Source organism: Acidaminobacter sp. QWL-03 (assembly GCF_058683855.1).
Map to the genome: position 1 here is coordinate 1725909 of NZ_CM178752.1, position 26589 is coordinate 1752497.

Here is a 26589-nt window from a genome sequence, read left to right on the forward strand (position 1 = left end):
CGGGCAGTCCAAGGCTTTGTTTTATAAAGCAGCCTTCGAAAAGACAGTTTCATTTGCATTGTAATTTCATTAACGATACACTAGACGCTGGGAGGAAACGGGGATTACCCTTTCTCCCGGGGTCTTTTTTTTCGGGACTTGAATCCGGGGAGGCTGATAGGCGCCAGCCGCTGAGGCGGAAGAAGGTGTCTGACACCGCCTTCCACATTGACGATCCCCTCATTCATTTATATAGGAGGTGTGCCATGCGAAAACTCGCCCTAATCATCTTCACCGCGACACTGCTGTTAATCGTCAATTATATCAACGAGGTCGTCAGAATTGATTACGACCTGAATCTCGTGGAGTACTTCGAATATTCGAGAGAATTTACAGCGGACGAGCGGCGGCTTCTGGACAACTATGGCATGCTGATCTTTGGCGGCAATATCAACGACCCGCCCCTGGGTCGATACTATGAAGAAACTGAGCAGCACCTGGGTTTGACCGTGGATATTGTCAACGCTCTGGCTATTGAGCTTCAGACCAACATTGCCACCAAAGCCATGGTTTGGAGCGACGCGGTTGAAGCCCTCAAAAACGAAGACACCAACATGATCGATATGGTGCCCTCTGATGCCCGTGCCGTAGACTTCGCGTTTTCAAATCCCATCTACCGCCTCAGCGGTGCCGTTCTCACACCCGGAAAAAACTCGGACATCGAAACGCTCCGCGACCTGAACGGACGCGTCGTCGCCGTACAGCGCGCAGACGTCGTCATAGACAAGCTTTGGGAGCAGAATATTTTTCCTGAATTCGTTTACGCGGACCATCTCTACGAAGCCATGCGGCTGCTGGAATCCGGACAGGTCGAAGCCCTGGCTGGCGATGAGCCGGTGATTCGCATGATCCTGAGCGAGCTGCGGCCTACCGGAAGCTTCAGGATTCTCGAAGAAAAAGTCTATAATGCTCATACGGCTCTGGCCGTTCCAAAATCCCAGAAAGAGCTGATCCCGGTGCTCAACAAGGGCATCCTTCGCCTTCGCAAATCCGGCGTCATGACCAATATTGAAGAAAAATGGCTGGGGATGGGCGCTGCAGAGGTCCAGCGCCGGTCATACGAAAAGATGAAGCATTTGTGGCTGCCGCTTCTCGGGACCATCGGCATGCTCTTTTATTTGATTTATCTCTGGAACCTCCGGCTGAAAACTCTGGTCGCACGGCGCACCGAAGAGCTCACGGTCATCACCGACGAGCTTGAGAGCGTGTTTGACTCGATCCAGTCAGGGATTGTTCTCGTGGATCGTCAAGGTGTGCTCAAGAAGGTCAACGCCGTCTTCACAAACTGGTCCGGTCTAACTGAGGGGGATATGCTGGACGCCAGTCGATTCGGAAAACCCTTTGCCGAACTTCTGAAGGAAGCAGATTTTCAAGACTCTGAAGCCGCTATTCCGGTCAACGCCGGGAATTTCGAAATGCCGCCCTACCAGGACGATTCGTCTCAAACACCTGACAGCACTTTCCACGCCGCCCTCGAACTTCGCAAAGAGCTCCGGCTGCAGAACAAAATTTTTGACTGCCGCCTCTCCACAATTCAGACCATGGAAGGGCTTTTTCTGATGAATATTGAAGACGTCACCCTCGAAAAACTGCAGTCAGAAAAACTTGTGCACAGCAATAAAATGGAAGCGATAGGCCGGCTTGCCGCCGGCATAGCCCATGAGCTCAGAAATCCGCTGGGCACCATTCGAAATTCCAGTTATCTCCTGGGCTCCATAGAGGCCGCGGATGCAGATACCCTGGCCGCGACCGCCGCCATCAACCGGGCAGTAACCAGGGCCGGGAAAATCATTGACAACCTGCTTAACTATTCCAGGCTGAGCACAGATGAAATTACGGACTTTTCAGTGACAGACCTCGTATGCGAAACGCTGTCTTTTTACAAGAAAGCCATGTCTGAAAACGGCATCTCCTCTGATTATCAGTACGACGGGCCACCCTTGGCCGCGTCCAACCCCAGTGCCCTGCGCCACGTGCTCATGAATCTGATTCACAACGCCATCGACTCAATGCCTGCAGGCGGTTCGATTAAGCTTCGCTCAGTAAATTCCCCAGATACCCTGACCTTCAGCGTTTCAGATACCGGGACAGGCATCGCACCCGAGCGCCTGGGCAAAATTTTCGAGCCCTTCTACACCGAAAAACCCGTTGGACAAGGTACCGGCCTCGGCCTCTATATCGTTTACACCGAAATTGAGAACTTAGGCGGCGACATTCAGGTCCAGAGCTCCCAAACACGAGCTGACGCCGCCTCCAGCGGAACGACCTTCACCTTTCGCGTGCCCAACCACACGGCCGCGCCATCTTCAAAGGAGGCATAAGACATGCGTAGACTCAAACTGCTCCTGATCGACGACGAGGCGGATTTCCTCGAACTCCTGAGAATGATCCTGACCCGAAAAGGCTATGACGTCCTAACCGCCAGGAATGGTGCCGATGGTCTCGGGACACTCCACACCACTGGCGACGTCGACGTGGTTCTCACCGACCTCTTGATGGAAGGCATGTCCGGCCTCGAAGTCCTCGCTCAAGTTAAAGCAGAATTCCCGGACACCGAAGTCCTTATCATGACGGCTTACGGCAGCATTGAAACCGCGGTGGACGCCATGAAGCAAGGCGCGTTTTCTTACTACATTAAAAGTAATGACCCTGAAGAGATCTTGATGTCACTGGAAAAAATCCATAAAATCCGTCAGCTCGAATCCAGGAACGCCGCACTGAGCGCTTCCGCAGAAAGCGAAAGCGGCGCTATGCTCACCAGCCGGAGCCCTTCATTCAAGCGCGCCCTCGATCACGCTCTCAAAGCCGCTGGTACGGATGTCAACGTCCTGCTCCTCGGTGAGTCCGGTGTCGGCAAAGAAGTCTTCGCCAGATTCATCCACGAAAACAGCGCCCGCCGCCAGGAAATTTTCCTTCCTGTGAATAGTTATGCTTTTTCAGACAGCATGCTCGAATCCGAGCTCTACGGTCACGAAAAAGGCGCGTTCACCGGGTCATTGGGTCAGCGCGTCGGCCGTTTTGAAGCGGCAGATAAAGGCACGTTGTTTCTCGATGAGATTGGCGACCTGCCGCTCTCGACCCAGGTCAAGATCCTGCGGACCATAGAAACCCGGGAAATCTCAAGAATTGGCAGCAATACGGCAATCCCTACGGATTTCAGGCTGCTCAGCGCCACTAATCGAAATCTTACGGAGGCGATCCGGGATAAGACTTTTCGGGAGGATCTTTATTACCGCATCAGCACCATGGTTATAGAAATCCCACCACTCCGGGAACGGCCCGAGGATATTCCTCTGCTGTTTGAGCATTTCCTTGCCAAGGCCCAGCGTGAAATTAAGAAGACGATTACCAAAGTGGACGAAGAATTAAAGGCGCGCTTATTTCAATATACTTTTCCAGGCAACGTGAGAGAACTAAAAAACACAGTCGAGCGACTGGTGGTTCTGTCAGAAAATGGTGTGCTCAAAGATCAGGGGCTCTTTGAGAAGGCAGTTGCTGCCGGTATGACACTGCCGCGTTCACCGGCCGATCAGACCCTGCGGCAGGTCCGTCAGAGGGCCGAGCGCCAGCATATTCTCGCCGTCCTGGAGCACCATAACGGTGATTTGCCGATGGTCGCTGCAACGCTCGACATCAGTCTCCGTCAGCTTTACAATAAGTTGAACGAGTATGGGATTGAGAAGTGATAAAGGATTGGACTCGATGTGAACTTTGTGTTGTGAACTCGGTGGAACTCGGTGTCAGATGTGAACTCGGTGGAACTCGGTGTCAGACACCGAGTTCATTTTTTGTAGGGGATACTATGCACTATTATGTCAAATCAGGGTATATAAAAAAGACAATCATCTAAATGACATAGATCAAGAAAGGGTGATTCCTTTGAATCAACCTACGCCTCCAGATTGCTGCAAGTCGTTATTCGAAAATGCTTACGACGCTATATTTATTGTCGATGAACTCGGACGAATCCATTATGCAAATCCATCCGCATGCCAGTTGTTGAAAAAGTCTGCTGACACACTGATCCAAGCCTCCTTTCACGACCTCTTTGCTCGCGACGAGGTCTATCAGACTGCGCTTTTTTTCAGTTTGATCAAAGAGGTCAATTCCCGAAGTCTCATGCACTTTAAGGCATCAGAAGGTGAGGAAATCGATGGGGAATGGACAAGCTCAAGGTTTACGGACGACTCTGGCGCGTCGCGGATCTTGATAATACTTAGAGATGTCAGCAACTTTATTGAGGCTCAGAGGGCACTTAAGGAAGCAGAACTATTTGCGACAGAGCTTGCGACGCACGATTTTCTGACCGGTCTTTTAAACCGACGCGGCTTTGAGGAATTTATGGAGCACGAACTCGACCGGGCAAAACGCTCAGGAAAGCCCACCGGTCTCATTATGATGGATATTGATCACTTCAAGCAAATCAATGACAAATTCGGTCATACGGGCGGCGACTGGCTGCTTAGAGAGTTTGCCACCGTCATGTCGACGAGCATCCGGGATTACGATATCCTCGCCCGATTTGCCGGAGATGAATTTATTCTGCTCTTACCCGAAACTTTACAGGGTGAAAGCATGCTGATCGCCGAACGGCTTCGTCACATTATCGAATCGCACCCTATCAAGTATAGCGGCGAACACTTTAAAATCACCGTCAGCCTGGGTGTGATCAGCGTGCCGTCAAGCTACGACGGACCAACGGAGGACCTTATTGCACTGGTGGATAAGGCGCTCTACCTCGCTAAAGGCAGCCGCAACAGTGTGTATTTTCAGACGCCGGATGTGGAAGTGGGTGTCTGACACCCACTTCCACATAAAAAAACACCCTGAATCCGACCGGATCCAGGGTGTTTTAACGTCTTTAATTATTGAAGGTGGAACTCAATGATAGACTCTTTGTTGAAGCCTTCGAGCATCATATTGTCAGCGAGGCAAGCGACGACAGCGTCAAAGTCGTTGTCTGCGCCGGCATAGCCAAGAGCTTTAGCAGAATCGAGGAGGTACTGGTATTTAACCGGTCCTACGATTTGAGTCGCGATGACTTTTGTTCCGCGCTTGTCAGCTTCTTTGGCGATGAACTCTTTAAGCATTGCGAGTGGAGTGCTTGCAGCATCAAAGACGTTCATGGAAACTGCCGTACCAACGTGACCTTCATCTTTAAAGCCAATGCCTTTGATGGATGTCCAGCCTGTCTCAGCATTTTTGACAACTTTAGCAATGTCGTTGGCAACAGTCGCATCTTCTGTCTCAACGAAAACGTTGTAAGCTGTAAGACCTTCATAGTCAGAGCTGACTGTGCAGCCACCCATAGTTGGGCTGAGCTTGCCGTCAACAGAAAGGTCAGGCTTTCTCATTTCGAGATCTGGATGGTCAGGCGTCTCGAGAAGTGCCTTAAGGCCTTCATACTGACCTTTACGAATGTTGGTATTGGATTTTTTGAACTCTGTACGTGCATTGAGGCCGGAGAAGTAAACCGGAACTTTGTAAGTCTCGTGGAGCGCGACGCCAATTTCTTCAGCGAGGGCTTTAACTTCTTCGATGTCCATGTTCTGGAGCGGGAATACTGGCGCAGTGTCAAGAGCACCAATTCGCGGGTGATCGCCTTTTTGGACTTCCATGTTGACGTACTGGTAAACCGCACCTGCGAGTTTCAACATAGCTTCTTTGACGAACTGAGGCTCACAGATGTAAGTGAGAACTGTACGGTTGAAGTTGGCCTCTGGTTCAACAGCGACAATTTTGACAGACTCAACAGCTTTAACAGCGTTTACAGCAGCATCGATGGCTTCCTTGTTGCGGCCTTCGCTAAAGTTAGGGACAGCGAGAACATATTTCTTACTCATAACGGAAATACACATCCTCTCAATAGTCTAAATTCTGATTTGATCATATCAAAAATCAAGAGGAATGTCATTTCTGTTTTACTAAAGAATTATCTTAAAATTCGAGAAAATACGAGGCAAAACTTGTGTACTTTATCTAAAAAGTTAACGAACTTTCATATTCACGTTAATTCGAACGTGAAATTAGTTTAATCTCGTTAAAATTCATTCATTGCTTTTAATCTGAATCGAAACTTTGACGGCTGTGTTTTCATTGGTCGTTTCTTGTTCAGTTCCAGTTTCGGTTTTAGCTTCAGCGGTCAGTTCGGGCAGGATTTTGCTGAAGAATTCCATCGGCACAAAAGTTCTGCCTTCCCTGAGTTCAGGTGCAGCGCCTAGCGATTGCGGCGCCATTCTCGCGAAAGCGTAAGCATCCTTGCCAATGACCAGCGAGGCTTTGCCAACCATGACGGTCTGGGACTCTTCCAGCCAGGTGACCTCATAACCCAAGGCCTCTGCAGTTGCCCGAAGTGGTACCATGACGGTTTTGTCTTCTTTAACAAAGGAGGACATGGCATGCACCACGCTGCCGTTGACCAAGACTGGAATCTCGCCGGCTGGCGTCAGCCACTTTTGATCCTCTATGACATAGATGGATTCAGGCACGGTCTGCGCTGGGATGCTGCGCGTTGAAATTTTATAGTTCACGAGAAGGTGCTTCCCTGAAAGACTTTCTGCGTAAACCTTCCCTTGGCTGTCCCACAGCTTTAGACTGCCCTCTTGCTGCAGATTGAGCTTCAGCATGCCGTCGGCGCTGGTCAGGGTCTCGTCAAAATAGTCGACTTTTTGCGTGGTGCCCTCTGATGGCATAGTCACCAGTTCAATATTATACTGTGGCGGGTAGATCAGGATCATAGGTTTTCTGGCATCATACCAGCCTGTGATAGTCTTGCCAATTTCGATCTGGACGTTGTCAGCGAAAACAGTATCCTTTGTCAGGACAAAATCCGCGATGGCTTCTCCATCCCCATGGATGCGGATCATTTTTGCGTCTGGAATGCTGTGGTGAGGCTCAATGCTTTCGATGGTCCCTTCAAAAAAACCGTAATGGGCGAATTTCATCTGCGATTCCCAGATCTCCTCTCCATAAGGCATTGCCGTTTGGTCAACACTGTCTGCCAGTGAGGCAAGTGGCGAGCCCCCTATGGCCAAGGCCGTGATCAGTAGTCCAGTAGTCATGTTTTTCATAGTGTTCTTTTTCATCTTCTTATGCAGCATCATGATGCTCCTTTCAATTTTAGGTTCTGGCAGTAAGACGCCGCACCTACTCAAAAGGTTGCACGAACAGGCATTAAGAAAGTGTAACAAAGGAATTAAAGGGTTGGGTAAGGGTCGGGGACGCGGACAAGTTTCAACTTGGGGACGGGGGTGCGGACGTTTTCTTGGACGGTTTAGGCTACTAGTCCTTTGCTTCGCCTGAACACCAACGGGCTCATTCCACCCAGCGACATTTTGATTCTTTTTTCGTTATACCAGATTAAGTATTCATCTAATATATTCATAAACTCGTTCAGGCTAACACCGACCCATGAGCGATAATAAAACATTTCAACCTTGAGTCTGCCGAAGAAGCCCTCGCAGGCAGAGTTATCAGGTGAACAGCCTTTCTTTGACATTGATCTCACCAGGCCTGCATTGTCCATTCTGGATAGCCACCCTGGCCAACGGTAGTGGCATCCTCTATCCGAATGGACAATTGGACGCTGATCCTCTTGTAGCTTGTCTATGGCGCGATCAAGCATACTGTTAACCAGAGCTGCGTCGGGTCTTGTTCCAATTGACCAGCTCGTTATATAACCGTCATAGCAGTCTACTATTGGGGATAGGTATATCTTACCGGCGGGGATTGAAAACTCGGTTATATCCGTAAGCCATTTTGTATTTGGTGCGTCCGCATGGAAATCCCGATTAATCAGGTTGTCTGCTGCAGGTGCTATCTCACCTAAATAGGAACTGTACTTTCGCTTCTTTTTCCCGAAAACAACAAGTTTTAATGTTGACATGATACGTCTCACAATCTTCTCCGAAACACGAATGCCTTCCTGCTGAAGGAGTTCGTTAATCCGTCGATATCCAAATCTTCCGTGGTTTTCTTTAAAAAGATCAATAATTCGAAGCTTGATATTCTCGTATTTCTCAGGCATCAATGCAATCTGATGATGATAATGATAACTGCTTTTTGGTATATCAACATATTTCAATAATTCCTTAAGGGTATATTTATTTCTTAGGGCGTCGATCAATGTTGCTCTCACTTTGTTTGTCAATTTCTTCGGATCGACGCCCGGGTTCTTTTTTAGAATTATTGAGAGTTCTCCCATGAGTTCTTTTTCAATTTCCAATTTCCTGATTTGTTTTTTTAGCAATTCGATTTCAACCAAGAGAGCCTCTGTTCCTTCAGGGGGCTTGCCTTCATGGAGTTTATCATCAACTTTCAACATGATTATTGGATACTCCTTAGCGAGCAGAACACCGTTGTGTTTATAATTAGTTCTTCGGCCGACACTGTGCTTATCTCCGAGATCCGTCGCCCTGACACACGGCGTGTCGGGTTCTACGACGGCTTCCTTTTTCTGCGCTTGAGTGCATTGTATACTACTGACGTGCATTTTGCGATCATTTGGATTCAATTCATCACACCAGAGTCTTAATTTGCCCGTGGATGGATAGCCTAAAGCTCTTACTGTTCTTGAAAGATTTCTCCCGTGCGCCAGGTAATGATTAACGGCTACTTCCATTTGCTCTACTGAATACTTGACCTTTCTAGGTTTCCTCCCCCATTCGTCTCCGATTGATTGACCCCTTAGATAGTCTTTGTACCATCTCCGGATGACTCTACACGATGGAAAACCGAGCTCATTTGATACAGCGGCCGCAGACTTGTCGTACTTGATGTATAACTCGATTACTTTTTTCCTAACTTCCAACGAATACATACGGACAACTCCTGACTTTTTCATAGTCCAGGTTTTTGTCCGCACCCCCGACGCGGACGGTAACAGATCTGTAACAATAGACATGCCAACCTCGCGGCTGGCGCCTATTGCTCCGCCCCAAAACACGCTTAGCGTGTTTCATGGCTGCGCTTCGGTTGAGGGCTGCGCCCTATACAAACAACGATGATCCCGCGCCACAGAGAGCAAGCTCTCTGAAGCGCGGGATCATCATTGTTTGTGCACGTCTGTTAGCCTTAGCAACTCTCCAGCGGTTGTGTCGCATTCAACACATACATGAACTCATCACCGGTCATGGTTTCCTTTTCAAGCAGGCATTTCGTCAGCTCATGCAGCTTCGCCTTATTCTCCACAAGAATGCCTTTCGCGTTTTGATAAGCCGTGTCCAAAATCTTCATGATCTCTTTATCGATTAATGCCGCCGTCTCGGGCGACACCATCAAGGTTGTGTCTGTGCCCAGATAAGGATTGTTGACCGTTTCCAGCGCCATCATACCAAAAGTCTCACTCATCCCAAAGCGCGTCACCATGGATCTGGCGATTCGGGTGGCTTGTTCAATGTCATTGGACGCGCCCGTAGTGATGCTATCAAAGATCAGCTCTTCAGCCGCACGGCCACCCATAAAGGTCGAAATTTTATCCAGCGCCTGCTCTTTGGTCATCAAAATTTGCTCAGTCTCTTCGACCTGCATTGTATAGCCCAGCGCACCGGAAGTCCTCGGCACAATGGTGATCTTCGTGACCGGTGCTGAATGTGACTGTTTTGCAGCTACAAGCGCGTGCCCAATCTCGTGATAGGCTATCGTCAGCTTGTCCTTCATGGAAATAACCGCGTTTTTCCTCTGATAACCCGCTATCACCACTTCTACGGATTCCTCCAGATCGCTTTGAACAATCTGTTTACGGCCCATCTTAACCGCACGCAGCGCCGCTTCATTGATGATGTTGGCCAGATCCGCGCCGGAAGCGCCGGAAGTCGCCCTGGCAATGGCATTGAAGTTTATGGCAGGCCCCAGCTTGACTTTCTTGGCGTGGACGACGAGGATCGCTTCACGACCCGCAAGATCAGGCAGCTCCACCGGAATGCGGCGGTCAAAACGGCCCGGTCTGAGAAGGGCCTTGTCCAGTGTTTCAGGACGGTTGGTTGCCGCCAGAATGACGACACCCTTGTCCGCGTCGAAGCCATCCATTTCTGACAGGAGCTGGTTCAGCGTCTGCTCCCGTTCATCATTGCCACCAAGCCCGCCGGAATTTCTGCTTTTTCCAATAGTATCAATTTCATCAATAAACACAATGCAAGGCGCCTTTTCCTGAGCCTGCTTGAACAAATCCCGAACCCTGGCCGCGCCCATGCCTACAAACATCTCGACGAATTCCGAACCGGAAATTGAGAAAAACGGTACTTTCGATTCGCCCGCAACGGCTTTTGCCAGTAAGGTTTTCCCGGTCCCCGGAGGGCCTACAAGCAGCGCGCCTTTAGGGATGTTGGCGCCAATTTCCTTATATTTTCCGGGGTCGTGAAGAAAATCGACGATTTCCTGGAGGGCTTCTTTGGCTTCTTCCTGCCCTGCGACGTCTTCAAAGGATTTACCGGTCTGCGCCTCGACGTACACCTTCGCTTTGCTGTTGCCAAAGGACATGGCGTTGCCGCCCACTTTGCCCATCATCTTCTTCATGAGGAATTGGCCGAGGGCTATGAAAATGACCATCGGCAAAATCCAGCCTAATACGGAGGCCAGAATCGGTGAGCTTTCTGCCGGAATGACTTTGTTGAACTCAACGCCCGCCGCGTAAAGCCGGTCAACGAGCTGGGGATCTTCAATGCGTCCGGTGATGAAATAGCTGTCCTTACCCTCTGCATCTTTCTGAACGTAGACCACCTGCTTGTCGTCCACCTCAACTTTGGTGACCGTGCCGGCTTCCACCTGTTCGAGGAAGGTGCCGTAATCGACCTGAGTCACCTCAGGTTTGTTCATCAGCGGAAAAACAAAAGCATTCAGCAGCATGACCACCAAAAGCACAATCATATAATAGTAGTAAATGGGGCGTTTATTATTCTCGTTGAATTTCATTTCAGTCGCGCTCCTTCGCACTTTTATTGGACTCAAACGCTTCTTCTTCCGGGGCTTCATGTAGCGACCCGTTCAGCGACGTGTTCAGACTCAGCAAATCGCTGAACTTCTTTAGGCCGTTAAGCATGGCCTTCAGTTCTGCTTCGTCCACTGCTTCCATCATGCGGTTGATTTTTTTATTAAAAACCTCATTGATCTCTTTCATTTCATCTTCACCCACTCGTGTGAGGACAACCATGACGACGCGTTCGTCCGCCTCGCTGCGCCGTCGGTTGACCAAACCACGGGCCTCAAGTTTTTTGCACATGGTCGAGACATTGGTTCCGGCCTGCCCCATCTGGGCAGCGACCTCCCCAACGGTCAAGGCGCCGTCATTGTAAAGCTCCATCAGGAGTCTCAGCTGCATGGCGGTAAGGCCATGTCGTACTGCCTCCTGATTCAGCAGCGTGTTTGTGCAGTCGTTGATCTTTTTGGAATAGTCGAGCAGGCTGCGCTTGAACGCCTCCGTGACCATCATCTCGTCACCTCCGGATACGTCTTCGTGATTACTCTTTATTTACTTTAAGATATATATACATTATATATATTATGAAACATAATTTTTATTAAAAATGAATTAAACTTAGCTTTCAGGCAAACAAAAACGGCACCTCACATTCGAGAGAAAACTCTCTTCTGCGAGGTGCCGTTTTACTTTTGCACGTCATTCAGCTTTTGCGGACACTTTCGCGGATCCTTTCGCAGACCCTACTTCACCAGCGACGTCATAGCCCCCGCAACGAGGACGGATACAATAGTGACGCATACGAACCCAGCGATCAGCATCGTAGGCAAGAGGGCGTCAAAAATCTTTTCTTCTTCCTCAGCAGATTCTGCAACAGCCATAGCCGCTTCCTTCGTGATCAGGTAGTTCAAAGGGAAACCAAGGAAGCAGTTAAATCCGACCGCCATGGAGAGCCTCGCCGAATAGCCAATCCGCTTGCCGACCAGAACACTGAGAATCGCGATCGCTGCAGTTGCCAAAACGAAAGCAATGACGAGCGGCACAATCAAAGCCTTAATCGTTTCAACCTTCGCGCCAACCAAGAATGTCATGATAAACGCGTAAAAGCTGATCTCCATAATACCTTCGGACTTAGTTTTAGTCATAACGCCCTTGTCAAGGATCCCAAGATTCCCGAGAACGACACCGATAATTAGAGAAACAATCGATTTATCCAAGACGAGCTTAACATATGGGATGTTTACGATTACGTTGTTGTAAAACGCGACGTTCAGGGTGTAGAGGATAGCGAGAATCAAGAAGTAGAAAGCCGGCGTTCTGAACTTCTGAGGCACCTTGTCAATCCATTTGGTCTTTGCAGCAGCTTTTGTCTCTGCTTTATGCGCGGTAATTTCCTGGCCGCCTCTAAGCTTCCTGGCAAGGTCAGAAGCCTCACCACGCAGCATATAAGCCACTACCGGCATCCCAATAAAGCCTTGAAGCGTGATCAGAAGAATTGGCCACACCGCCAAATCGGTTTGTCCAATGTTGGTGAGCGCCTGACTCATGAGAATTGCCGCGATCATACCGCCTGCCAAAGGCGCAATAGCCGTGATTGCCATGTTGGCACTCGGGAGAACGAATCTGCCGAGAAGAAGGAACACCAGCACCACGCCTGCTACTGCCGCGAGTGCCGTCACAACGGTTCTCCACTCGCGCTTAAGCTGGTCAATTTCAAGCAGCGTGCCCATGTGGATCAGAATGATCATCATGGTGATATCCTTGACGGCTACCATGCCCGAAACCGGCACCACATCCAGCGGTAAGATTGTCCAGTAACCAATCAGCGTAATGACCGTCATCAAGAACAGTCCCGGAACCTTGCCTTTCGTCATGCTGGAAATTGTCTCAGAGAAGAAGATGATGCCAATAACAATAATAAATGCCAGTTCAAATCCGTATTGCATGTACTAACGCCTCCTTAGAGTCATGATTTTGACCCGACCGCAGCGCCTGAGAAAAGCAAACCTTATGTAATCCTCATCCGTATGCGAATCCGTCATGCACATGTAATACGCAAGTCTATTGCCAATATACGAATTTTCTAAAACTTTCTGTAACTTTTTTTAAAACACTGATAATGCTTGGTTTTAGCCGATGGTTTCTTCTCCATCACCCGCACCCGCCACCGGTCGCTTTTCGAACGTAAAATTTGTTTTACTCATGTAAAAAACCACACTGTTGATTGTAAAAATCACCTGAGCGTTATTCAACGCGTTCCAGTTCCGCCTCAAAGAGATAGCCCACACCCCGAACGGACTTTATGTACGCCTGGTCGTCGTCACCCCGCCTGATCTTTTGCCTCAGCCGCTTGATATAAGCGGTCACCGTATTCTCATCGTAATGCTCGCTTTCCCACACCTCGGCCAACAGCGTTTTCCGCGTAAACACCTCGTTGGGATGGTCAATCAGAAAACTCAGAAGTCTGAACTCGGTGGATGACAAAACAAGCTCCTGATCCCCTTTTAAGAGGCGATGCGCACTTTTGTTCAGGGTAAAGTCGCCAAACTTCACCTGACTGCCCATTCGAACCGCCTCGTTGTAAACCTGATGCCTTCTCAGTTGTGCCTGAATTCGCGCAATCAGCTCCATGGGGTCAAAAGGTTTTGTGATGTAGTCGTCCGCACCATACCCAAGTCCAAGAATTTTATCCGATGAGGACGTGTTCGCACTCAGGAACAAAATGGGCACCTTGTAGCGCTGCCGAATCCACTGGCACGTCTCCATGCCCCCCATCTCATCCATATTCACATCCAGAAGCACCAAATCGACGCGCTCATCCATCAGCACAATAGCGTCTTTGCCATCATAGGCGGTGATGACGCTCATGTTATTGAGCAGGAGAAATTGTTCGACCATTTTGACGATCCGCTTATCATCATCTACAACTAAAATTTTAGGCATGACATCACCTTCTCCCTTCAAATCGTTTAATTTATACCCTTTGGTGACAAATTGGTGACAAAGCCATGATGCTTCCATGACTTTTTAAGAAACGTCGAATTTTCGGTGTATATTAGCCCTATCATATCACATTTATCAAACTTCATATTTAAGGGGAGGCACTATCATGGAAAAAAGCGTTACAAGTCCGAAGTCTCACGCAACATCGCTTAATCTCATGAAATTGATCGGTTTCAGCGCAATTGGCATCCTAATGTTTTTCATCCCAATTACCATCGGCGAAAAAACCACTATTCCTCTCGACCATTTAGTCACCTTCATCACCGCAGCTTTAGGCGCCAGCGCAAAGTTCTATGCACTCGCCGTAATTATTATAGGCGGCCTTCGACCTTTCGTCATCAAAACATGGAATAAAGACGCCGTCACTTTGGTGTTCTCCATTTTCAAGCTGATCGGTATTGGTGTCGCGTTCATGGCAGTGTTCAATGTTGGTCCGGCGTTCATGTTCGAACCGGATATGGTGCCTTTCTTACTTAATAAACTCGTTATTCCTGTTGGACTGATCGTCCCTATTGGTTCTGTGTTTCTCGCGTTCCTCGTCGGTTACGGACTTCTCGAATTCATTGGCGTTCTCGTCCAACCGGTCATGCGCCCTATTTGGAAGACGCCGGGCCGTTCCGCGGTCGACGCAGTCGCCTCCTTTGTCGGCAGCTATTCCATCGGCCTCCTGATCACTAATCGCGTCTTCAAGGAAGGCAAATACACCATCAAAGAAGCATCGATCATAGCCACAGGATTCTCCACCGTCTCTGCGACTTTCATGATCATAGTCGCTAAAACTCTGGGCATCATGGAGCATTGGAACCTTTACTTCTGGGCGACCCTCGTCATTACCTTCATTGTCACCGCCATCACTGCCCGCATTTATCCGCTCAACAAGAAAAGCGACAATTACTATTCTGACGTTTCTGATCCCGAGCCTGAAATTCATGGTAATCTGCTCAGAAATGCTGTCGCGGAAGGTTTGAAAGCGACCAGCCATTCCCTTTCTATTGGAAAAAATATCGTCGATAACTTTAAAGACGGGTTTATCATGGCAATGGGCATCCTCCCAACCATTCTCTCCGTTGGTCTCTTCGGTCTGATTCTCGCTAAGTATACGCCGGTTTTCGACATTATGGGCTACATCTTCTATCCTTTCACCTGGGCACTTCAAATACCTGAGCCGATGCTTGCAGCAAAGGCCTCCGCCCTCGAAATTGCTGAAATGTTTCTCCCGGCGCTCCTCGTTGTGGACGCACCAATCGTCACCAAGTTTATTATCGCTATAGTTTCCGTCTCTTCGATCCTTTTCTTCTCAGCCTCTATTCCATGCGTTCTTTCAACCGAGATCCCATTAACCCTAAAGGATATTCTGATCATCTGGTACGAGAGAACGGTCTTGACGCTCATCCTGGCGGCGCCGGTTGCATTCCTGCTGTTTTGATACAAGCCATTCTCGCGCCGGGCAGTCATGGCAGCAATGGACGGCGCTGAAATTTGAATGACAAGACAGCGTTCAACCTCACAACAATATGATACAATAAAAGTGTCTGGCGCCGGGTGTACAACTGCGGTCCAGGCACTTTTTCCATTCGTGGGAAAATCATCTGCGAAACGAGGGGTCCCTATGAGCTTGAAGCGCCGACTCGCGCTGATCTTATGCGCGCTGATCATCTTTTTGATGCTCTCCGTCAGTTACTTTTTATACCATAGATCTGCCGACATCATTAACCAGGACGCAAAACATTACATGGCGGCACAGCTCGAAAGAACCAAGGAAAACATTGATCTTTTGCTGGAAATCACTCAGCTGGAGACCAAAAATCTTGCCAATGACCTTCAAGTAAGAGCGTTTCTGAATGAGAATCTGTCCACCGCTGAGATGAACGCTTATCTGAAGGAACTCATGGCGCAGCGCGACCCCGCTCACGAGCAGTATATGGACCTGTTTATTCTCGATCTCAGCGGACACATTTCAGCCGCGACCAAAGCGGAATTCATGAACCTGGACCTGTCGAGCCGGGATTATTATCTAAAGTCCAGACGTACAGGAACCACAGTGACCAGCGATATTTTAATAGCAAGATCAGATGGCTCCCTGGTCGTCAATACTGTGAGCCCCATTTATGATGAGGACGGCACACTGCTGGCCCACGCTGGGATTGCGATCTACGCGCAGTACCTGTCAAACGTGGTTAAAACCTTTGAAATGGGAGAGAACGGGTACTATATAATTCTCGATTCCGAGAACAGAATCCTCTCTCACCCTGAGGTCAGCCTCATCGCAACTGAAGCAGACTTTGAGCTTCCTGAAAACTTACGCACGGACGACCTTGAGAGCAATGCGGTTTCGGCTTCCGACCTCCCGGTCATGAAATCCACCGAGGGTGACAGCAATCTGATGATGTTAAAGCGCATGGCCAGTAATCAGTGGATTTTGATTGCGGTACTGCCTGAGACAGAGCTCCTGGGTAAATCACTCAGCCTGCTTTCCGACGTCATTTTTATTGGACTGATGACATCACTCCTCGCAGTCCTGGCTGCTTTTTATATTTCAGGAAAAATTACAGCGCCCATTGTCGCCATTACAGAGTCCATAGACTCTGCGGCAAGGAGCAGCCAGCGCTTGACTCAGTCCGTCGCCAGCGCCGCACAGCAGCCTGGATCCTCCGAAAAGCTCTTCGAATCCGACCACAACGAAGGTATTGCCGCCACAGATGCTGCTTCAAAAGAAATCCAAAATTTATCCGGCGCTTATTTGAATTTTAAAACCACATTCAGTTCCCTGATCAAAAACTTCAGCCTGGAAAACGAACAGCTGTTAAAGCAGACCCAGACCTTAACCACCGACATTGAAAATCGCAATGACCAGACCGCCCAGTTTGTCTCAGTCTTATCCCACGATCTGAGAACCACACTGACGCTTATAAAAGGTTACAGCAGGGCTCTGACCTCAAGCCTCAGCGTGGATGAAGATACTCGACAAAAGTTTTTAGAGGAGATTGTCGAAGGCGCTGAAGATCTTGAGCGCATCACCTCAGATATCCTGGATTCCGCCTATGAGGCCCAGGCTGAGCCAAAGCTGCACGTTATAGGTATCGATGCAGCACCGTTCACAGCCAGGATTTTTGAGAACTCCAAGCGCTATATCGAGGATGCCGGTCATATTTTCGAAGGTGTCTGCCAGAATACTGAGGGGTTACTGTCCATAGATCCGGTCAAAATCACGCGGGCCTGGAATAACTTAATGAGTAATGCAGTCAAGTATTCCGAAGCTGGCGGCGTGATCCGCGTCGAGCTGAAAGGTTCTGACAGCCATCTGGTTTTCAGCATCGAAGATCATGGCATTGGCATCCCTGCTGAGGATCAATTGAAAATCTTCGACATGTTTTTCTCCGGACAGCACAATCGAAAGCAAGGCTATGGGCTGGGTCTCTTTATTGCAAAATCATTTTTGCAGGCCCATGGTTCAACCCTTCAGTTTGTCTCTGAAAAAAATAAAGGCACAACTTTTTGGTTTGAATTGCCACTGAAAGGATCCCAGTAACTCCCTATAGCGCTCGTGAACAAAGAAAAAAGCGGGATGAAATGACCATCGACACGAAGCACTAGTCACAGCTTCTTTCGACGTCCATTTCAGATCCCGCTTTTGCTATTCGGCGTCCAGCAGCAAATTCTTGTTTTGACACAAGGTGTTCACTACGGTAAAAATAATGACTTTAGCCAGACTCGCCGTGATGTTGTCCTTGTCGAATCGCGGTGAGACTTCTGCAATATCGAAGCTGATCACTTTTCCGGATCTGATCAGGCGCTTTAAAATTTTAAGTGCCAGCTCCGGGTCCAGACCGAGAGGCTGCGGGGCGCTGACCCCGGGCGCGAAGGCGGAGGAAAAAACATCCGCGCAGACCGTCACATATAAGTGGTCAGTCCGACCGACAAAGGCACCTATAGATTCGCTCAGCTGCCAGTGATCCTCCTGAATGAGGTCCTTGGCCAGCTTGTATTTGACCCCCAGTGCCTCCGCCGTTTTGAAGAGTTCAATGGTATTGCTGTAGCGCTGAACCCCGGCGCAATAATACAGAAATGGAAAGTCGCTGGCTTGGTTCAGATCCGCGATCTGCCTGAACATTGTCCCGGAGTTTCCACCGCTAAAGTAGGGTCTCAAGTCAAAGTGGGCATCAAAATTGAAAATGCCTATCCTTGGGCGCGACTCTCCGGATGCCAGGAACTTCTGCAGCCCCAGGTAATGCCCATAGGCGATCTCGTGTCCGCCGCCCAGGAGAATGGGAAACAGCTTCAGCTCAAGCAGCCGTTCGACCATGTCGCCTAACTGCCTCTGACTTTCCTCGAGATTGCCATCCTCACAAATCACGTCCCCCGCATCAAATAGGGCAACCGACGGATCAAAATAGCATGGCAAGTTCGCAAGTTCATGGCGAATGCTTGCCGGTCCGTTGACCGCACCGCCTCGTCCTTTGTTCCTGCGGATGCCCTCGTCTGACTGAAATCCCAAAAAGGCAATGCCAAGGGCACCCTCATAAGCCCTGACAGCACCGTTGTTCAGATCCAAAAGTCGGACACACTGATGCCATCTGAAGGCGTAGTAGTTGTCTTCACTGTCTACTCTGCCGTGCCACTCATCAAGGTTTTCGAGTGGTTTGTATCGATCTGTGCAGCTTCCCATTCAAGCTTCCCCCATTCAAATCCATTTGCGTTATTGGAGAAAGCCTATCAGGCCGCTGTCAACAAATCGTCAAAGTGCAATCCTACTTATAAGAAACCACCTTAACCCCGCACTTCTCAACCAATGCCCTGAGCGCTTCCATCCGTACCTCACTGGGTGTCTCATAGACATACAGCCGGGCTCCCAGATTCAGCGCTTCGTACTTATAGTTGCCATAAGCATGATACGGCAGCAGCTCAACAGCCGCCCGCGGGAGTACCTCGCTGACGAACAATGCTGTGGCCTCAATGTTGGCCTCGTCCTCATTCACCCCTGAAATGACGGGAATCCTGACCACCACGTCGACCCCCAGGCTAGCCAGCCTTCTGAAATTCTCCAGGATCCGCCCATTGTCCTGCCCGGTCATTTCCAGATGCTTTTCACTGTCCATCAGTTTCAGGTCATAGAAAATGTGGTCCATGAGCATCAAGCTCTCGGCTGCCTCATCCCATTCAAAAAATCCGGAAGTCTCGAGGGCCAGATGTACCCCCAGGTCGTAAAATTCCCGGACCAGCCTGTTGAAATAGTCCGCCTGGAACGTGGCTTCGCCGCCTGAAAAAGTGACCCCGCCGCCTGACGCCTGGAAAAAGATGTTGTTCCGCATCACTTTCCCGACGACCTCTGACACCGACATTTCCCCGCCCATCCTGGTTTTGGCTGCCGATGGGCACACCGCCACACACTTTCCACACAGTGTACACTGTGCAGGATTGACATGATGAGGCATGACCAAATCGAGGGCCCCTTCTGCCGGACATACCTGAAGACAGCGTCCGCAGTCTGTGCACCGGCTGGCATGTGAGGCCACCACAGGCTTTATGCCCCAGGTTTCGGGGTTGGAACACCATCGGCAGCGAAGAGGACATCCAGAAAGGAAAATCGTGGTGCGGATGCCATCCCCATCATGTACCGAAAAATCCTGAATCTGTGATACGACGCCGGTCATGGCCCTCCGCCTCCTTTCTTCTTGAACTGTATACACTTTGCCGACTTTGCGGTCTACTGTCCTGAACCATCACAAGGCTCAGACCCGCCTAGACCAGCGCATGGGCATTTCGGGCAATAATCGCCTCCTGAACCTCTGGCGACAGATTGACAAACTGTGTGCTGTAACCCGCGACGCGAACCAAAAGATCCCTATAGTCCTGCGGACGGTCCTGAGCTTTTCGCAGGACCTCATTGGACACCGTGTTGAACTGCACGTGGAAAGCTCCCAGGGAGAAGTAAGCCCGAATCATGGATTTCAGGTTATTGACCCCACGACGTGTCTCCAGGAAGTCGGACATCAGACGCAGATTGAGCAGCGTCCCACCCGTGTGGACGTCGTGATTCATCTTGGCGGCAGAGCGCATGGCGGCCAGGGGTGTTGAAATATCCGAACCCACAAACGGAGAAACCCCTTCCGTCAGCGGCTGACGGGCTTTTCGGCCACAAGGCGTTGCGCCCACGACCTTACCCGCTGGAATATAGTTGGAAATCCCCATAAAAGCCGTATTGAAATGGGAGCCAAAAATGTCCTTATAGTTTCGCGTTTCATGATAGTAATAGTTGGCAATGGACTGTGCGATCCGGTCGACCTCTTCCTGGTCATTGCCGTATTTCTCCACATTCACAGCCCGGCGCTGCAGGTCCTCGTAACCCACCCAGTCCGCCGCCAAAGCGTCAGCGAAATCCTGCAGGGTTGCAGAGCCCTCTTCGAACACCAGCTTCTTGATCGCCATCAACGAGTTGGCCACAACCCCCAGACCAATCCCCGTTAGTACCGGTCCCACATTATAGCGGGCACCGCCCCGGCTAAGGTCCTTGCCCTTCTCAAAGCAGCCCTCCACACAGGTGGAGAGGAACGGCCGCGGCACCATCTCAGAATGGAGCTGCTGTGCAATGACTGTACCAATAACTGAGTGATGGATCAAATACTGAAGCTGTGCCTCAAAGGCCGCCTTGATCTCCTCAAAGCTGGTGAAGTCCGTCAGCGGCTTCACAGGAATCCCCAGGGTCTCCCCCCGGAGCCGGCTGTTCCCCTCGTTCAGGGCATACTCCAATGCAGCGCCAAAGTTGACATTGACCGCCGCGGTCCACTGTCCCGTCTTTCTGAAATGCGGCACGACACAGCCGCAGTTGTTCCAGTCCCGGGCGTCCTCCGGCTCGTACCCCGCTTGGAGCAGCATCCTGGAGCCCGCGTCGTCATTGTGGATTGCCGGAAAACCCGTCCCCGTCTTCACCAGGTCCACTACGGCGTTCATGAAGGCCTCGGGACAATCGGCATGAATCCGCACACTGAGCCCCGGCTGATGGGTCTTCACCCGCTTCGTGGCTTCCAGACACATGTAGGTAATGTCGTTGGTGGCATCCGAGCCGTCGCGCTTCCGTCCGCCCACCGTTAGATTCTGGAACTGATTATACCCTGCGAAGAAGTCCGCCGTGTTGGCGGAAATCGTCCAGACCCACTCGGAAAGCTTGATCCACAAGGCCTCAATCAGCTCCTGGGCCTCCGCCGGCGTGATGCGCCCCGCCGCCAGGTCTGCAGCGTAGAACGGGTACATGTACTGGTCAAAGCGCCCCGGATTCAGCGCCAGTGGGTTCTCGGAAATGACGCCGCCCAGCTGCACAAACCACACGAACTGAATCGCCTCCCGGAAGGTCTCCGGAGGATTAGCCGGCACCTTGCGGCAGACTCGGGCGATCTCCAGGAGCTCCTGCCGTCGCTGCTTCAGCGGTACAGCCCATTGTTTTTCCCCGTCTTCAAAGACTTTATTTGCCGATGGTTCCGCCGTCCCAGTCCCAGTCCCAGCCCCAGCCAGGTCTGCCGCCATCTCCTCCGCTTTGTCCGCATACCGATTCGCAAAAGTGACAATGGCCTGCGCTGCAATGGCTATAGAGGTGTAAAATTGTATTTTCTCAATGTTCTCTCTGCTGATCGGCTCAAGCGCTGCAAGCTTTGCCTGTGCCTCCTCGCGAATGCGGTCATAGCCCTTAGGGAACAGAGTCTCCGGGTAATCCGGCGTCACTTCGCCAATGGCCTGACGCCATTTGGAGTCGTTATCGATGATCCCCGTGTCAATCAGAATTCTGGCAGTGCTTTCCGGCACGCGGCTCAGGAAAGCCTCTTCCAGGGACTTCCCTTTCCAGTAAGGGAAAATGTTCTCACGCACATAGGCGCGCTGCTCGTCGGTCATCACATAAGGGTCCTGTGGACGTGTCTCAAAGGTGTCCATTTCCTTGTCCACCCATTTCCAGGAGAATTCCGGCGTCAGGATGCCGGTTCGGCGAAAGCGTCCCGCTGTGCCCACCAAGAGTTCGTCCTCAAAAATCTGAACCGGGAGCTCGCTGCAGGCTTTCAGGAACGCCTTGGCACGTCTGATTTCAATAGGTTCGCCCTCCGTTTCCTGATGAGAACGGGTCCACAGATCCGCACGGTCATAGCAGATCAGCGGTTTTGAGTTCACATAAGACTGTCTGAATTTTTCAATTCTCTTGGTAGTATTCATGATTTTTACCTCCTTGTACGCAGCGTTTCCAACGCCTGGAGTGTGTTTTGTTGTAAGTATTATTTTATATTTTATAATATATAATCTTGATTACATTATAATAGCCCTTTCAATTTCAGTCAATCGAGAAGGGCCGCTTTGCACATTAAAATTTCAAACTTACAGAACTCAACATACTCAACAAAAAGCCTTACTGCATGACTGCGCTAAAGCTCTTCCCGTTTCAGCGCCTCGATCAGCGACGTCATGGCCATGCGCATGTGCTGCTCCAGATCAAAGCAGGCCTGATCACTGTTTTTTTCCTCAGCCGCTCTGAGAATCCTTCTGTGAAATTCCTGGGAGAGATCATTGTTGAGATGCTCTATCAAATAACGCCGCATGTACCGTTCCACCTGATAGTGCAGGGTTTCGATCAGCTCCAGCAAAAAGGTATTGCCGCAGCGTCCGTAGAGCACGTTGTGAAGTTCCAGATTGAGCCTGCTCAGGGCCTTCCCCGTCTCAGCCCGGTCCAGCTGGTCAATGAGCTGGGAAGCTGCTTTAAAATCCTTTTTAGTCAGCTTGGGAATTGACATGGCCAAGGCGCCCTTTTCGATGAGGATCCGGGTCTCAAAAACCTCTCTGGCCCGCTCACTGGAAAGTTCGCTGACAAAAGCCCCTTTATTTGGGTAAAAAGTGACCAGACCTTCCGTCTCCAGATTTCTCAGCGCTTCCCGCACCGGAATCAGGCTGCTGTCAAAACGTCTGGCGATCTCCTCCTGTTTCATTTGAGTGCCTGCTTCAATTTCACCGTTCAGGATGGATTCCCTGAGCTCCTCGGCAATGATCGCCGGCAGATTTTGATAGGTCTTGCCTTTTTTCTTCAGATCGAGTGCCATGTCAACAACCCTTTCAGCGGACTGATTTAGCCTTCTTTCAGCAATTGCTGTGCCTAAGCCAAGCCGTGCCCCATGCCTTTTGTTTTAAGTATACCAGAAATGCCACCCACCTGAAGCCCCATTTACGTTCAGAAAAGAACGTGATAACATTATGAGCAAACCACAGTTTTACCAAGGAGGCACCCGAATTTGAAAAAAAACATCAAAGAATTTTTCCTCATCAACCTTGGTCTGGCCATGGTAGCAGCCGGCATCTATTTCTTCCTGGTGCCCAACAACGTCGCTGCCGGCGGCGTCAGCGGCCTGGCCATGGTCATCAATTATTATCTGCCTCTGATCCCAATTGGCGCCTTTATGATGATGATGAACGTCATCCTCTTTATCATTGGGATAATTTTTATTGGACGGGATTTTGGTGTCAAAACCATTTATTCCAGCCTGATGCTTTCCGGTATGATCTGGCTGTTTGAATTCCTTTTCCCTCTCTCTGAACCGCTGACTGGCGACATTCTGCTGGAAATGATCTACGGGATCATGCTGGCGGGCGGCGGCATGGGCATTGTCTTCCTCAACAACGCTTCAACAGGTGGAACGGACATCATTGCCAAGATTTTGAATAAGTATTTTCAGATCGCCATCGGCAAAGGTCTTCTGATGGCGGACTTTCTCATTGTCACTGCCGCAGGCGTCACCTTTGGCATTCAGAGCGGCCTCTATGCGCTGCTGGCGGTCATTATCAACGGCTTTGTGATCGACGCGGTGATTGAGGGCCTAGAGACCAACAAACAGGTGACGATCATTGCCACTGAGGTGGATCAGATAACGCGGTTCATCATGGACGACCTGGGGCGGGGCGCGACGCTGTATCAGGCCAGAGGCGCCTATACCAATGAGTCGAGGGAGATCATCATGACTATTGTGGACCGCAAGGAATTTATTCGCCTGCGAAATTACATCAAGTCGGTGGATCAGCGGGCGTTCATTTCCGTCAGCAAAATACACGAGACGCTTGGAGAGGGCTTTAAGAGTTTACTGCATTAGTGCCCTCTGAACGCGAATTTGGATCGAATTGACGACATCCACTGAATTGAAAGGGCGGAGGCAAATGAGGACTAAACTGCTGGTCGTGGGCAGTCTAAATATGGATCTGGTGGCCATGGTGGATCAGCTGCCCCGGCTTGGGGAAACCGTGACGGGGCAGCGCTTTGACACTTATCCCGGCGGCAAGGGTGCCAATCAGGCGGTGGCCGCGGCGCGGATGGGGGCCTCCGTGGCCATGGTCGGTGCGGTGGGTCAGGATGATTACGGCGCTCGTTTGCTGGAGGGCCTGATTCGGGATGGGGTTGACATTCAGGGTGTAAAGACGCTCCCCGACCTTCCAACCGGCGTCGCACTGATCACAGTTTCTGCCGATGGTCACAATACCATCACCGTCATCCCCGGCGCCAACGGCGGGGTGCAGCCCTCTGACCTTGACCTGGCAACGGACGCGTTCTCAGCTTGCGACCTGGTGATCCTCCAGCTCGAGCTGCCTATGGACACCGTCGTTGCCGCAGCTTCGCTCGCCCATTCTTACGGAAAAAAAGTCATCCTCAATCCGGCACCCTATCAGCCGCTGCCCGAGACGCTGCTTCAGTGTGTCGACGTACTGGTGGTCAACGAGATTGAAGGACTTCAGCTCAGCGGGCTTGTGCCTGATTTTCACGAGCCTGGCGAAGTCAGCGGCACATCCGGTTCCGGAGTGTCCGGCAATGATTTTTCACCTGCTGATGTTTTGAAGACGTTGGTAGCGTTGGGACTACCTAATGTTCTCATGACTATGGGGGCGGACGGGGTTTATTACAGCGGCGAAGGTCGAACTGGCCACATTCCCGCTGTTAAAGTCTCGGCAGTGGATACGACTGCTGCCGGGGATACGTTTGCCGGTGCCTTTGCGGCCTTTTGGCGATCTGTTGGTCTGGAGAAGGCGGTCGAGCTGGCGGTAAAGGCTGCCGGCATAGCCGTCACCCGCCCGGGAGCGCAGTCTTCGATCCCCTATGAGTGGGAATTGAGCAGGAATTGAGCTGGAATTGAGCTGGAACTAAAGCTAAAGCCACCATGGATGCCCCCGACTATCAGGGGATCTGAGGTGGCTTGTTATTTTGGGGGTTAATAATCTTTAGTCCGCCGGTTGCTCTGTTTCTATTGTTTTCAGTGTAAACAAGTGGATGCTCACCGCAATGCCAATAAAGACGAGAAGAAGCCTTATGTGAAAGTGATCCACCAGGATCATGGAGATGCTGAGGGTCAGCCACAGCATGGAGAGAGCTGCTGTTCTGGCCTTGCGCCTGACGCCCCTGTAAGTGATGTAGTCATAAAGGTACGGACCCAGGATTTTATGATTCATCAGCCAGTCGTACAGGCGCTTTGAGCTTCGCATGTAGCAATAGGAGGCCAGAAGCAAAAAAGGGGTCGTAGGCAGGACAGGTAATACGACACCAATGATTCCGAGAATCAGGGCAAGACTGCCGGCTGCGATCAGCAAATGCTTTTTTAGTCTGCTCGACACCTGTTCACCTCCAAAATGTGGGTTAAACGTCCTTTTGCTTTCTAAGACATTTTGGGCATGTCCCTTTTAAATAAATATTCTTGTCGTCAACGACGAAGCCCTTTAACTCATCCGATACCAGTACGTCATCACTGACTCGGAAATTGAAGATATCGCCACAGGCGTTGCACTTAAAGTGCCCGTGGAAGTCGGTAAGGATGTCATACCGCGCCTCATTTTCCACGATGTCCAGCACTTTGACGAGCCCAGCTTTTAAAAACAGATTCAAGGTGTTGTAAACGGTGGCCCTGGACAGCGTCGGCACTTTAATCAGCAATGCATTGTAGATCATGTCCACGGAGGGATGATAGTGATGGTTCATCAAATATTCCAGGATCATGAGCCGCTGTTGTGATGGGCGGACTTTGTGGACCGAGAGTATGGTGGTGAGCTGCTGGACGGTTGGGGATTCATGTGCTTTACCCTCTGTTTGCTTATTCGTGGCTTTCATTGGATTCCCAGCTTTCTCATAGGGTGTGCTGCGCCTTGAAACCTTAGCCTATCGAAAGAAACCGCTGTCCTGAACCGGAGTAGATATTTTCTATTTTATAATGAATTTAAAGTTATTGTACTCTCATTCGAAATTGGCGTCAAGATTGGCGAAAGGGTCGGTTAAGGTGGGGGACGCGGACAGCTTCAACTTTGGGGACGCAGACAGCTTCAACTTTGGGGACGCGGACAGAAATGAAAATTGTACCAGAGCTTGCGATAACAATTCTCGCTGTCGTAAAAATGAACGCTTGTGTTACTTAAACATTTCTGTCCGTGTCCCCAACCCAAAACCTATCCGCGTCACCAACACCCACTTCGTCCGCGTCCCCTTCCATTAAAAAGCCATGCCCGGCGCTTGCCGGGCATGGCTTCATCTCAACTTACAATCCAAATCAGGCGTCAGACACCAAGACAAAATTCTTCCCTTTGTCACAATTCCATAAGACGAAACGACACTTTGTTAAATTAGAATCAAAAAAACTCAAATT

Annotated in this window: 20 protein-coding genes; 7 read left to right on the forward strand and 13 right to left on the reverse strand. The window is 50.3% G+C overall.

The genetic code is table 11. The annotated features are described in order from the left end of the window. Positions 1-245: 245 nt before the first annotated feature. The 3 genes from AC4PHM_RS07945 (at position 246) to AC4PHM_RS07955 (ending at position 4839) form a co-directional block, all read left to right on the forward strand. Positions 246-2360, forward strand: coding sequence for an ATP-binding protein (locus tag AC4PHM_RS07945; RefSeq protein WP_492020347.1), 2115 nt, complete (start codon positions 246-248; stop codon positions 2358-2360). A 3-nt stretch (positions 2361-2363) separates the two neighbouring features. After that, on the forward strand, positions 2364-3725 hold the full coding sequence (locus AC4PHM_RS07950; protein WP_492020348.1) for a sigma-54-dependent transcriptional regulator: 1362 nt from the start codon (positions 2364-2366) through the stop codon (positions 3723-3725). Positions 3726-3918: 193 nt separating this feature from the next. Further along, positions 3919-4839 (forward strand): sensor domain-containing diguanylate cyclase, encoded by a 921-nt coding sequence (locus AC4PHM_RS07955; RefSeq protein WP_492020349.1) that lies wholly within the window; start codon positions 3919-3921, stop codon positions 4837-4839. Between the two features lie 65 nt (positions 4840-4904). On the opposite strand, the gene AC4PHM_RS07960 is transcribed toward AC4PHM_RS07955, so the two are convergent. The 7 genes from AC4PHM_RS07960 to AC4PHM_RS07990 form a co-directional block, all read right to left on the reverse strand. After that, positions 4905-5882, reverse strand: coding sequence for a glutamate formimidoyltransferase (locus AC4PHM_RS07960; protein WP_492020350.1), 978 nt, complete (start codon positions 5880-5882; stop codon positions 4905-4907). A 204-nt stretch (positions 5883-6086) separates the two neighbouring features. Next, complete coding sequence (locus AC4PHM_RS07965; RefSeq protein WP_492020351.1) at positions 6087-7139, reverse strand: copper amine oxidase N-terminal domain-containing protein; 1053 nt, start codon at positions 7137-7139, stop codon at positions 6087-6089. A 173-nt stretch (positions 7140-7312) separates the two neighbouring features. After that, on the reverse strand, positions 7313-8857 hold the full coding sequence (locus AC4PHM_RS07970; protein WP_492017433.1) for an IS3 family transposase: 1545 nt from the start codon (positions 8855-8857) through the stop codon (positions 7313-7315). 254 nt (positions 8858-9111) lie between these two features. Continuing rightward, positions 9112-10947: an ATP-dependent zinc metalloprotease FtsH gene (gene ftsH, locus AC4PHM_RS07975; protein ID WP_492020352.1), complete on the reverse strand. Its 1836-nt coding sequence runs from the start codon at positions 10945-10947 to the stop codon at positions 9112-9114. 1 nt (position 10948) lies between these two features. Continuing rightward, positions 10949-11464: a MarR family winged helix-turn-helix transcriptional regulator gene (locus tag AC4PHM_RS07980; RefSeq protein WP_492020353.1), complete on the reverse strand. Its 516-nt coding sequence runs from the start codon at positions 11462-11464 to the stop codon at positions 10949-10951. A 230-nt stretch (positions 11465-11694) separates the two neighbouring features. Continuing rightward, entirely contained in the window at positions 11695-12897 is a 1203-nt protein-coding gene (locus AC4PHM_RS07985; protein WP_492020354.1) for a hypothetical protein, read from the reverse strand. A gap of 298 nt (positions 12898-13195) precedes the next feature. Further along, positions 13196-13894, reverse strand: a complete 699-nt coding sequence (locus AC4PHM_RS07990; protein WP_492020355.1) for a response regulator transcription factor — start codon at positions 13892-13894, stop codon at positions 13196-13198. Positions 13895-14060: 166 nt separating this feature from the next. On the opposite strand from AC4PHM_RS07990, the gene AC4PHM_RS07995 reads away from it, so the two are divergent. Both AC4PHM_RS07995 and AC4PHM_RS08000 read left to right on the forward strand, forming a co-directional pair. Further along, the gene (locus tag AC4PHM_RS07995; RefSeq protein ID WP_492020356.1) at positions 14061-15380 is read left to right on the forward strand and encodes a YjiH family protein; all 1320 of its coding nucleotides are present in this window, start codon (positions 14061-14063) and stop codon (positions 15378-15380) included. 183 nt (positions 15381-15563) lie between these two features. Then, positions 15564-17483: a sensor histidine kinase gene (locus AC4PHM_RS08000; protein WP_492020357.1), complete on the forward strand. Its 1920-nt coding sequence runs from the start codon at positions 15564-15566 to the stop codon at positions 17481-17483. Between the two features lie 105 nt (positions 17484-17588). Here AC4PHM_RS08000 and hutG read toward each other — a convergent pair whose 3' ends face one another. From hutG to AC4PHM_RS08020, 4 genes are all read right to left on the reverse strand, one after another. Further along, positions 17589-18620, reverse strand: coding sequence for a formimidoylglutamase (gene hutG, locus AC4PHM_RS08005; RefSeq protein ID WP_492020358.1), 1032 nt, complete (start codon positions 18618-18620; stop codon positions 17589-17591). A gap of 82 nt (positions 18621-18702) precedes the next feature. Then, positions 18703-19605, reverse strand: a complete 903-nt coding sequence (locus tag AC4PHM_RS08010; RefSeq protein WP_492020359.1) for a glycyl-radical enzyme activating protein — start codon at positions 19603-19605, stop codon at positions 18703-18705. Positions 19606-19693: 88 nt separating this feature from the next. Beyond that, positions 19694-22147 (reverse strand): glycyl radical protein, encoded by a 2454-nt coding sequence (locus AC4PHM_RS08015; RefSeq protein ID WP_492020361.1) that lies wholly within the window; start codon positions 22145-22147, stop codon positions 19694-19696. Between the two features lie 206 nt (positions 22148-22353). After that, a complete protein-coding gene (locus tag AC4PHM_RS08020) occupies positions 22354-23022 on the reverse strand; it encodes a GntR family transcriptional regulator (protein ID WP_492020362.1) in 669 nt (222 codons plus the stop codon). 189 nt (positions 23023-23211) lie between these two features. Between AC4PHM_RS08020 and AC4PHM_RS08025 the strand changes: the two genes are divergently transcribed. Together AC4PHM_RS08025 and rbsK are read left to right on the forward strand one after the other, a co-directional pair. Next, a complete protein-coding gene (locus AC4PHM_RS08025; RefSeq protein WP_492020364.1) occupies positions 23212-24063 on the forward strand; it encodes a YitT family protein in 852 nt (283 codons plus the stop codon). Between the two features lie 64 nt (positions 24064-24127). Next, on the forward strand, positions 24128-25084 hold the full coding sequence (gene rbsK, locus AC4PHM_RS08030) for a ribokinase (RefSeq protein ID WP_492020366.1): 957 nt from the start codon (positions 24128-24130) through the stop codon (positions 25082-25084). Positions 25085-25180: 96 nt separating this feature from the next. Here rbsK and AC4PHM_RS08035 read toward each other — a convergent pair whose 3' ends face one another. Next, entirely contained in the window at positions 25181-25570 is a 390-nt protein-coding gene (locus AC4PHM_RS08035; protein WP_492020369.1) for a YbaN family protein, read from the reverse strand. 22 nt (positions 25571-25592) lie between these two features. Further along, positions 25593-26060 (reverse strand): Fur family transcriptional regulator, encoded by a 468-nt coding sequence (locus AC4PHM_RS08040; RefSeq protein WP_492020370.1) that lies wholly within the window; start codon positions 26058-26060, stop codon positions 25593-25595. Between the last annotated feature and the right edge of the window lie 529 nt (positions 26061-26589).

What these genes read in the sequence shown, in the direction of transcription:
- hutG (WP_492020358.1), bottom strand. Translation starts at nt 18,620, where the DNA reads ATGGGAAGCTGCACAGATCGATACAAACCACTCGAAAACCTTGATGAG.
- AC4PHM_RS07945 (WP_492020347.1), top strand. Translation starts at nt 246, where the DNA reads ATGCGAAAACTCGCCCTAATCATCTTCACCGCGACACTGCTGTTAATC.
- AC4PHM_RS07960 (WP_492020350.1), bottom strand. Translation starts at nt 5,882, where the DNA reads ATGAGTAAGAAATATGTTCTCGCTGTCCCTAACTTTAGCGAAGGCCGC.
- rbsK (WP_492020366.1), top strand. Translation starts at nt 24,128, where the DNA reads ATGAGGACTAAACTGCTGGTCGTGGGCAGTCTAAATATGGATCTGGTG.
- AC4PHM_RS07980 (WP_492020353.1), bottom strand. Translation starts at nt 11,464, where the DNA reads ATGATGGTCACGGAGGCGTTCAAGCGCAGCCTGCTCGACTATTCCAAA.
- AC4PHM_RS07965 (WP_492020351.1), bottom strand. Translation starts at nt 7,139, where the DNA reads ATGCTGCATAAGAAGATGAAAAAGAACACTATGAAAAACATGACTACT.
- AC4PHM_RS08000 (WP_492020357.1), top strand. Translation starts at nt 15,564, where the DNA reads ATGAGCTTGAAGCGCCGACTCGCGCTGATCTTATGCGCGCTGATCATC.
- AC4PHM_RS07985 (WP_492020354.1), bottom strand. Translation starts at nt 12,897, where the DNA reads ATGCAATACGGATTTGAACTGGCATTTATTATTGTTATTGGCATCATC.
- AC4PHM_RS07950 (WP_492020348.1), top strand. Translation starts at nt 2,364, where the DNA reads ATGCGTAGACTCAAACTGCTCCTGATCGACGACGAGGCGGATTTCCTC.
- AC4PHM_RS07970 (WP_492017433.1), bottom strand. Translation starts at nt 8,857, where the DNA reads ATGTATTCGTTGGAAGTTAGGAAAAAAGTAATCGAGTTATACATCAAG.
- AC4PHM_RS07995 (WP_492020356.1), top strand. Translation starts at nt 14,061, where the DNA reads ATGGAAAAAAGCGTTACAAGTCCGAAGTCTCACGCAACATCGCTTAAT.
- AC4PHM_RS08040 (WP_492020370.1), bottom strand. Translation starts at nt 26,060, where the DNA reads ATGAAAGCCACGAATAAGCAAACAGAGGGTAAAGCACATGAATCCCCA.
- AC4PHM_RS07990 (WP_492020355.1), bottom strand. Translation starts at nt 13,894, where the DNA reads ATGCCTAAAATTTTAGTTGTAGATGATGATAAGCGGATCGTCAAAATG.
- AC4PHM_RS08020 (WP_492020362.1), bottom strand. Translation starts at nt 23,022, where the DNA reads ATGGCACTCGATCTGAAGAAAAAAGGCAAGACCTATCAAAATCTGCCG.
- AC4PHM_RS08010 (WP_492020359.1), bottom strand. Translation starts at nt 19,605, where the DNA reads ATGACCGGCGTCGTATCACAGATTCAGGATTTTTCGGTACATGATGGG.
- ftsH (WP_492020352.1), bottom strand. Translation starts at nt 10,947, where the DNA reads ATGAAATTCAACGAGAATAATAAACGCCCCATTTACTACTATTATATG.
- AC4PHM_RS08015 (WP_492020361.1), bottom strand. Translation starts at nt 22,147, where the DNA reads ATGAATACTACCAAGAGAATTGAAAAATTCAGACAGTCTTATGTGAAC.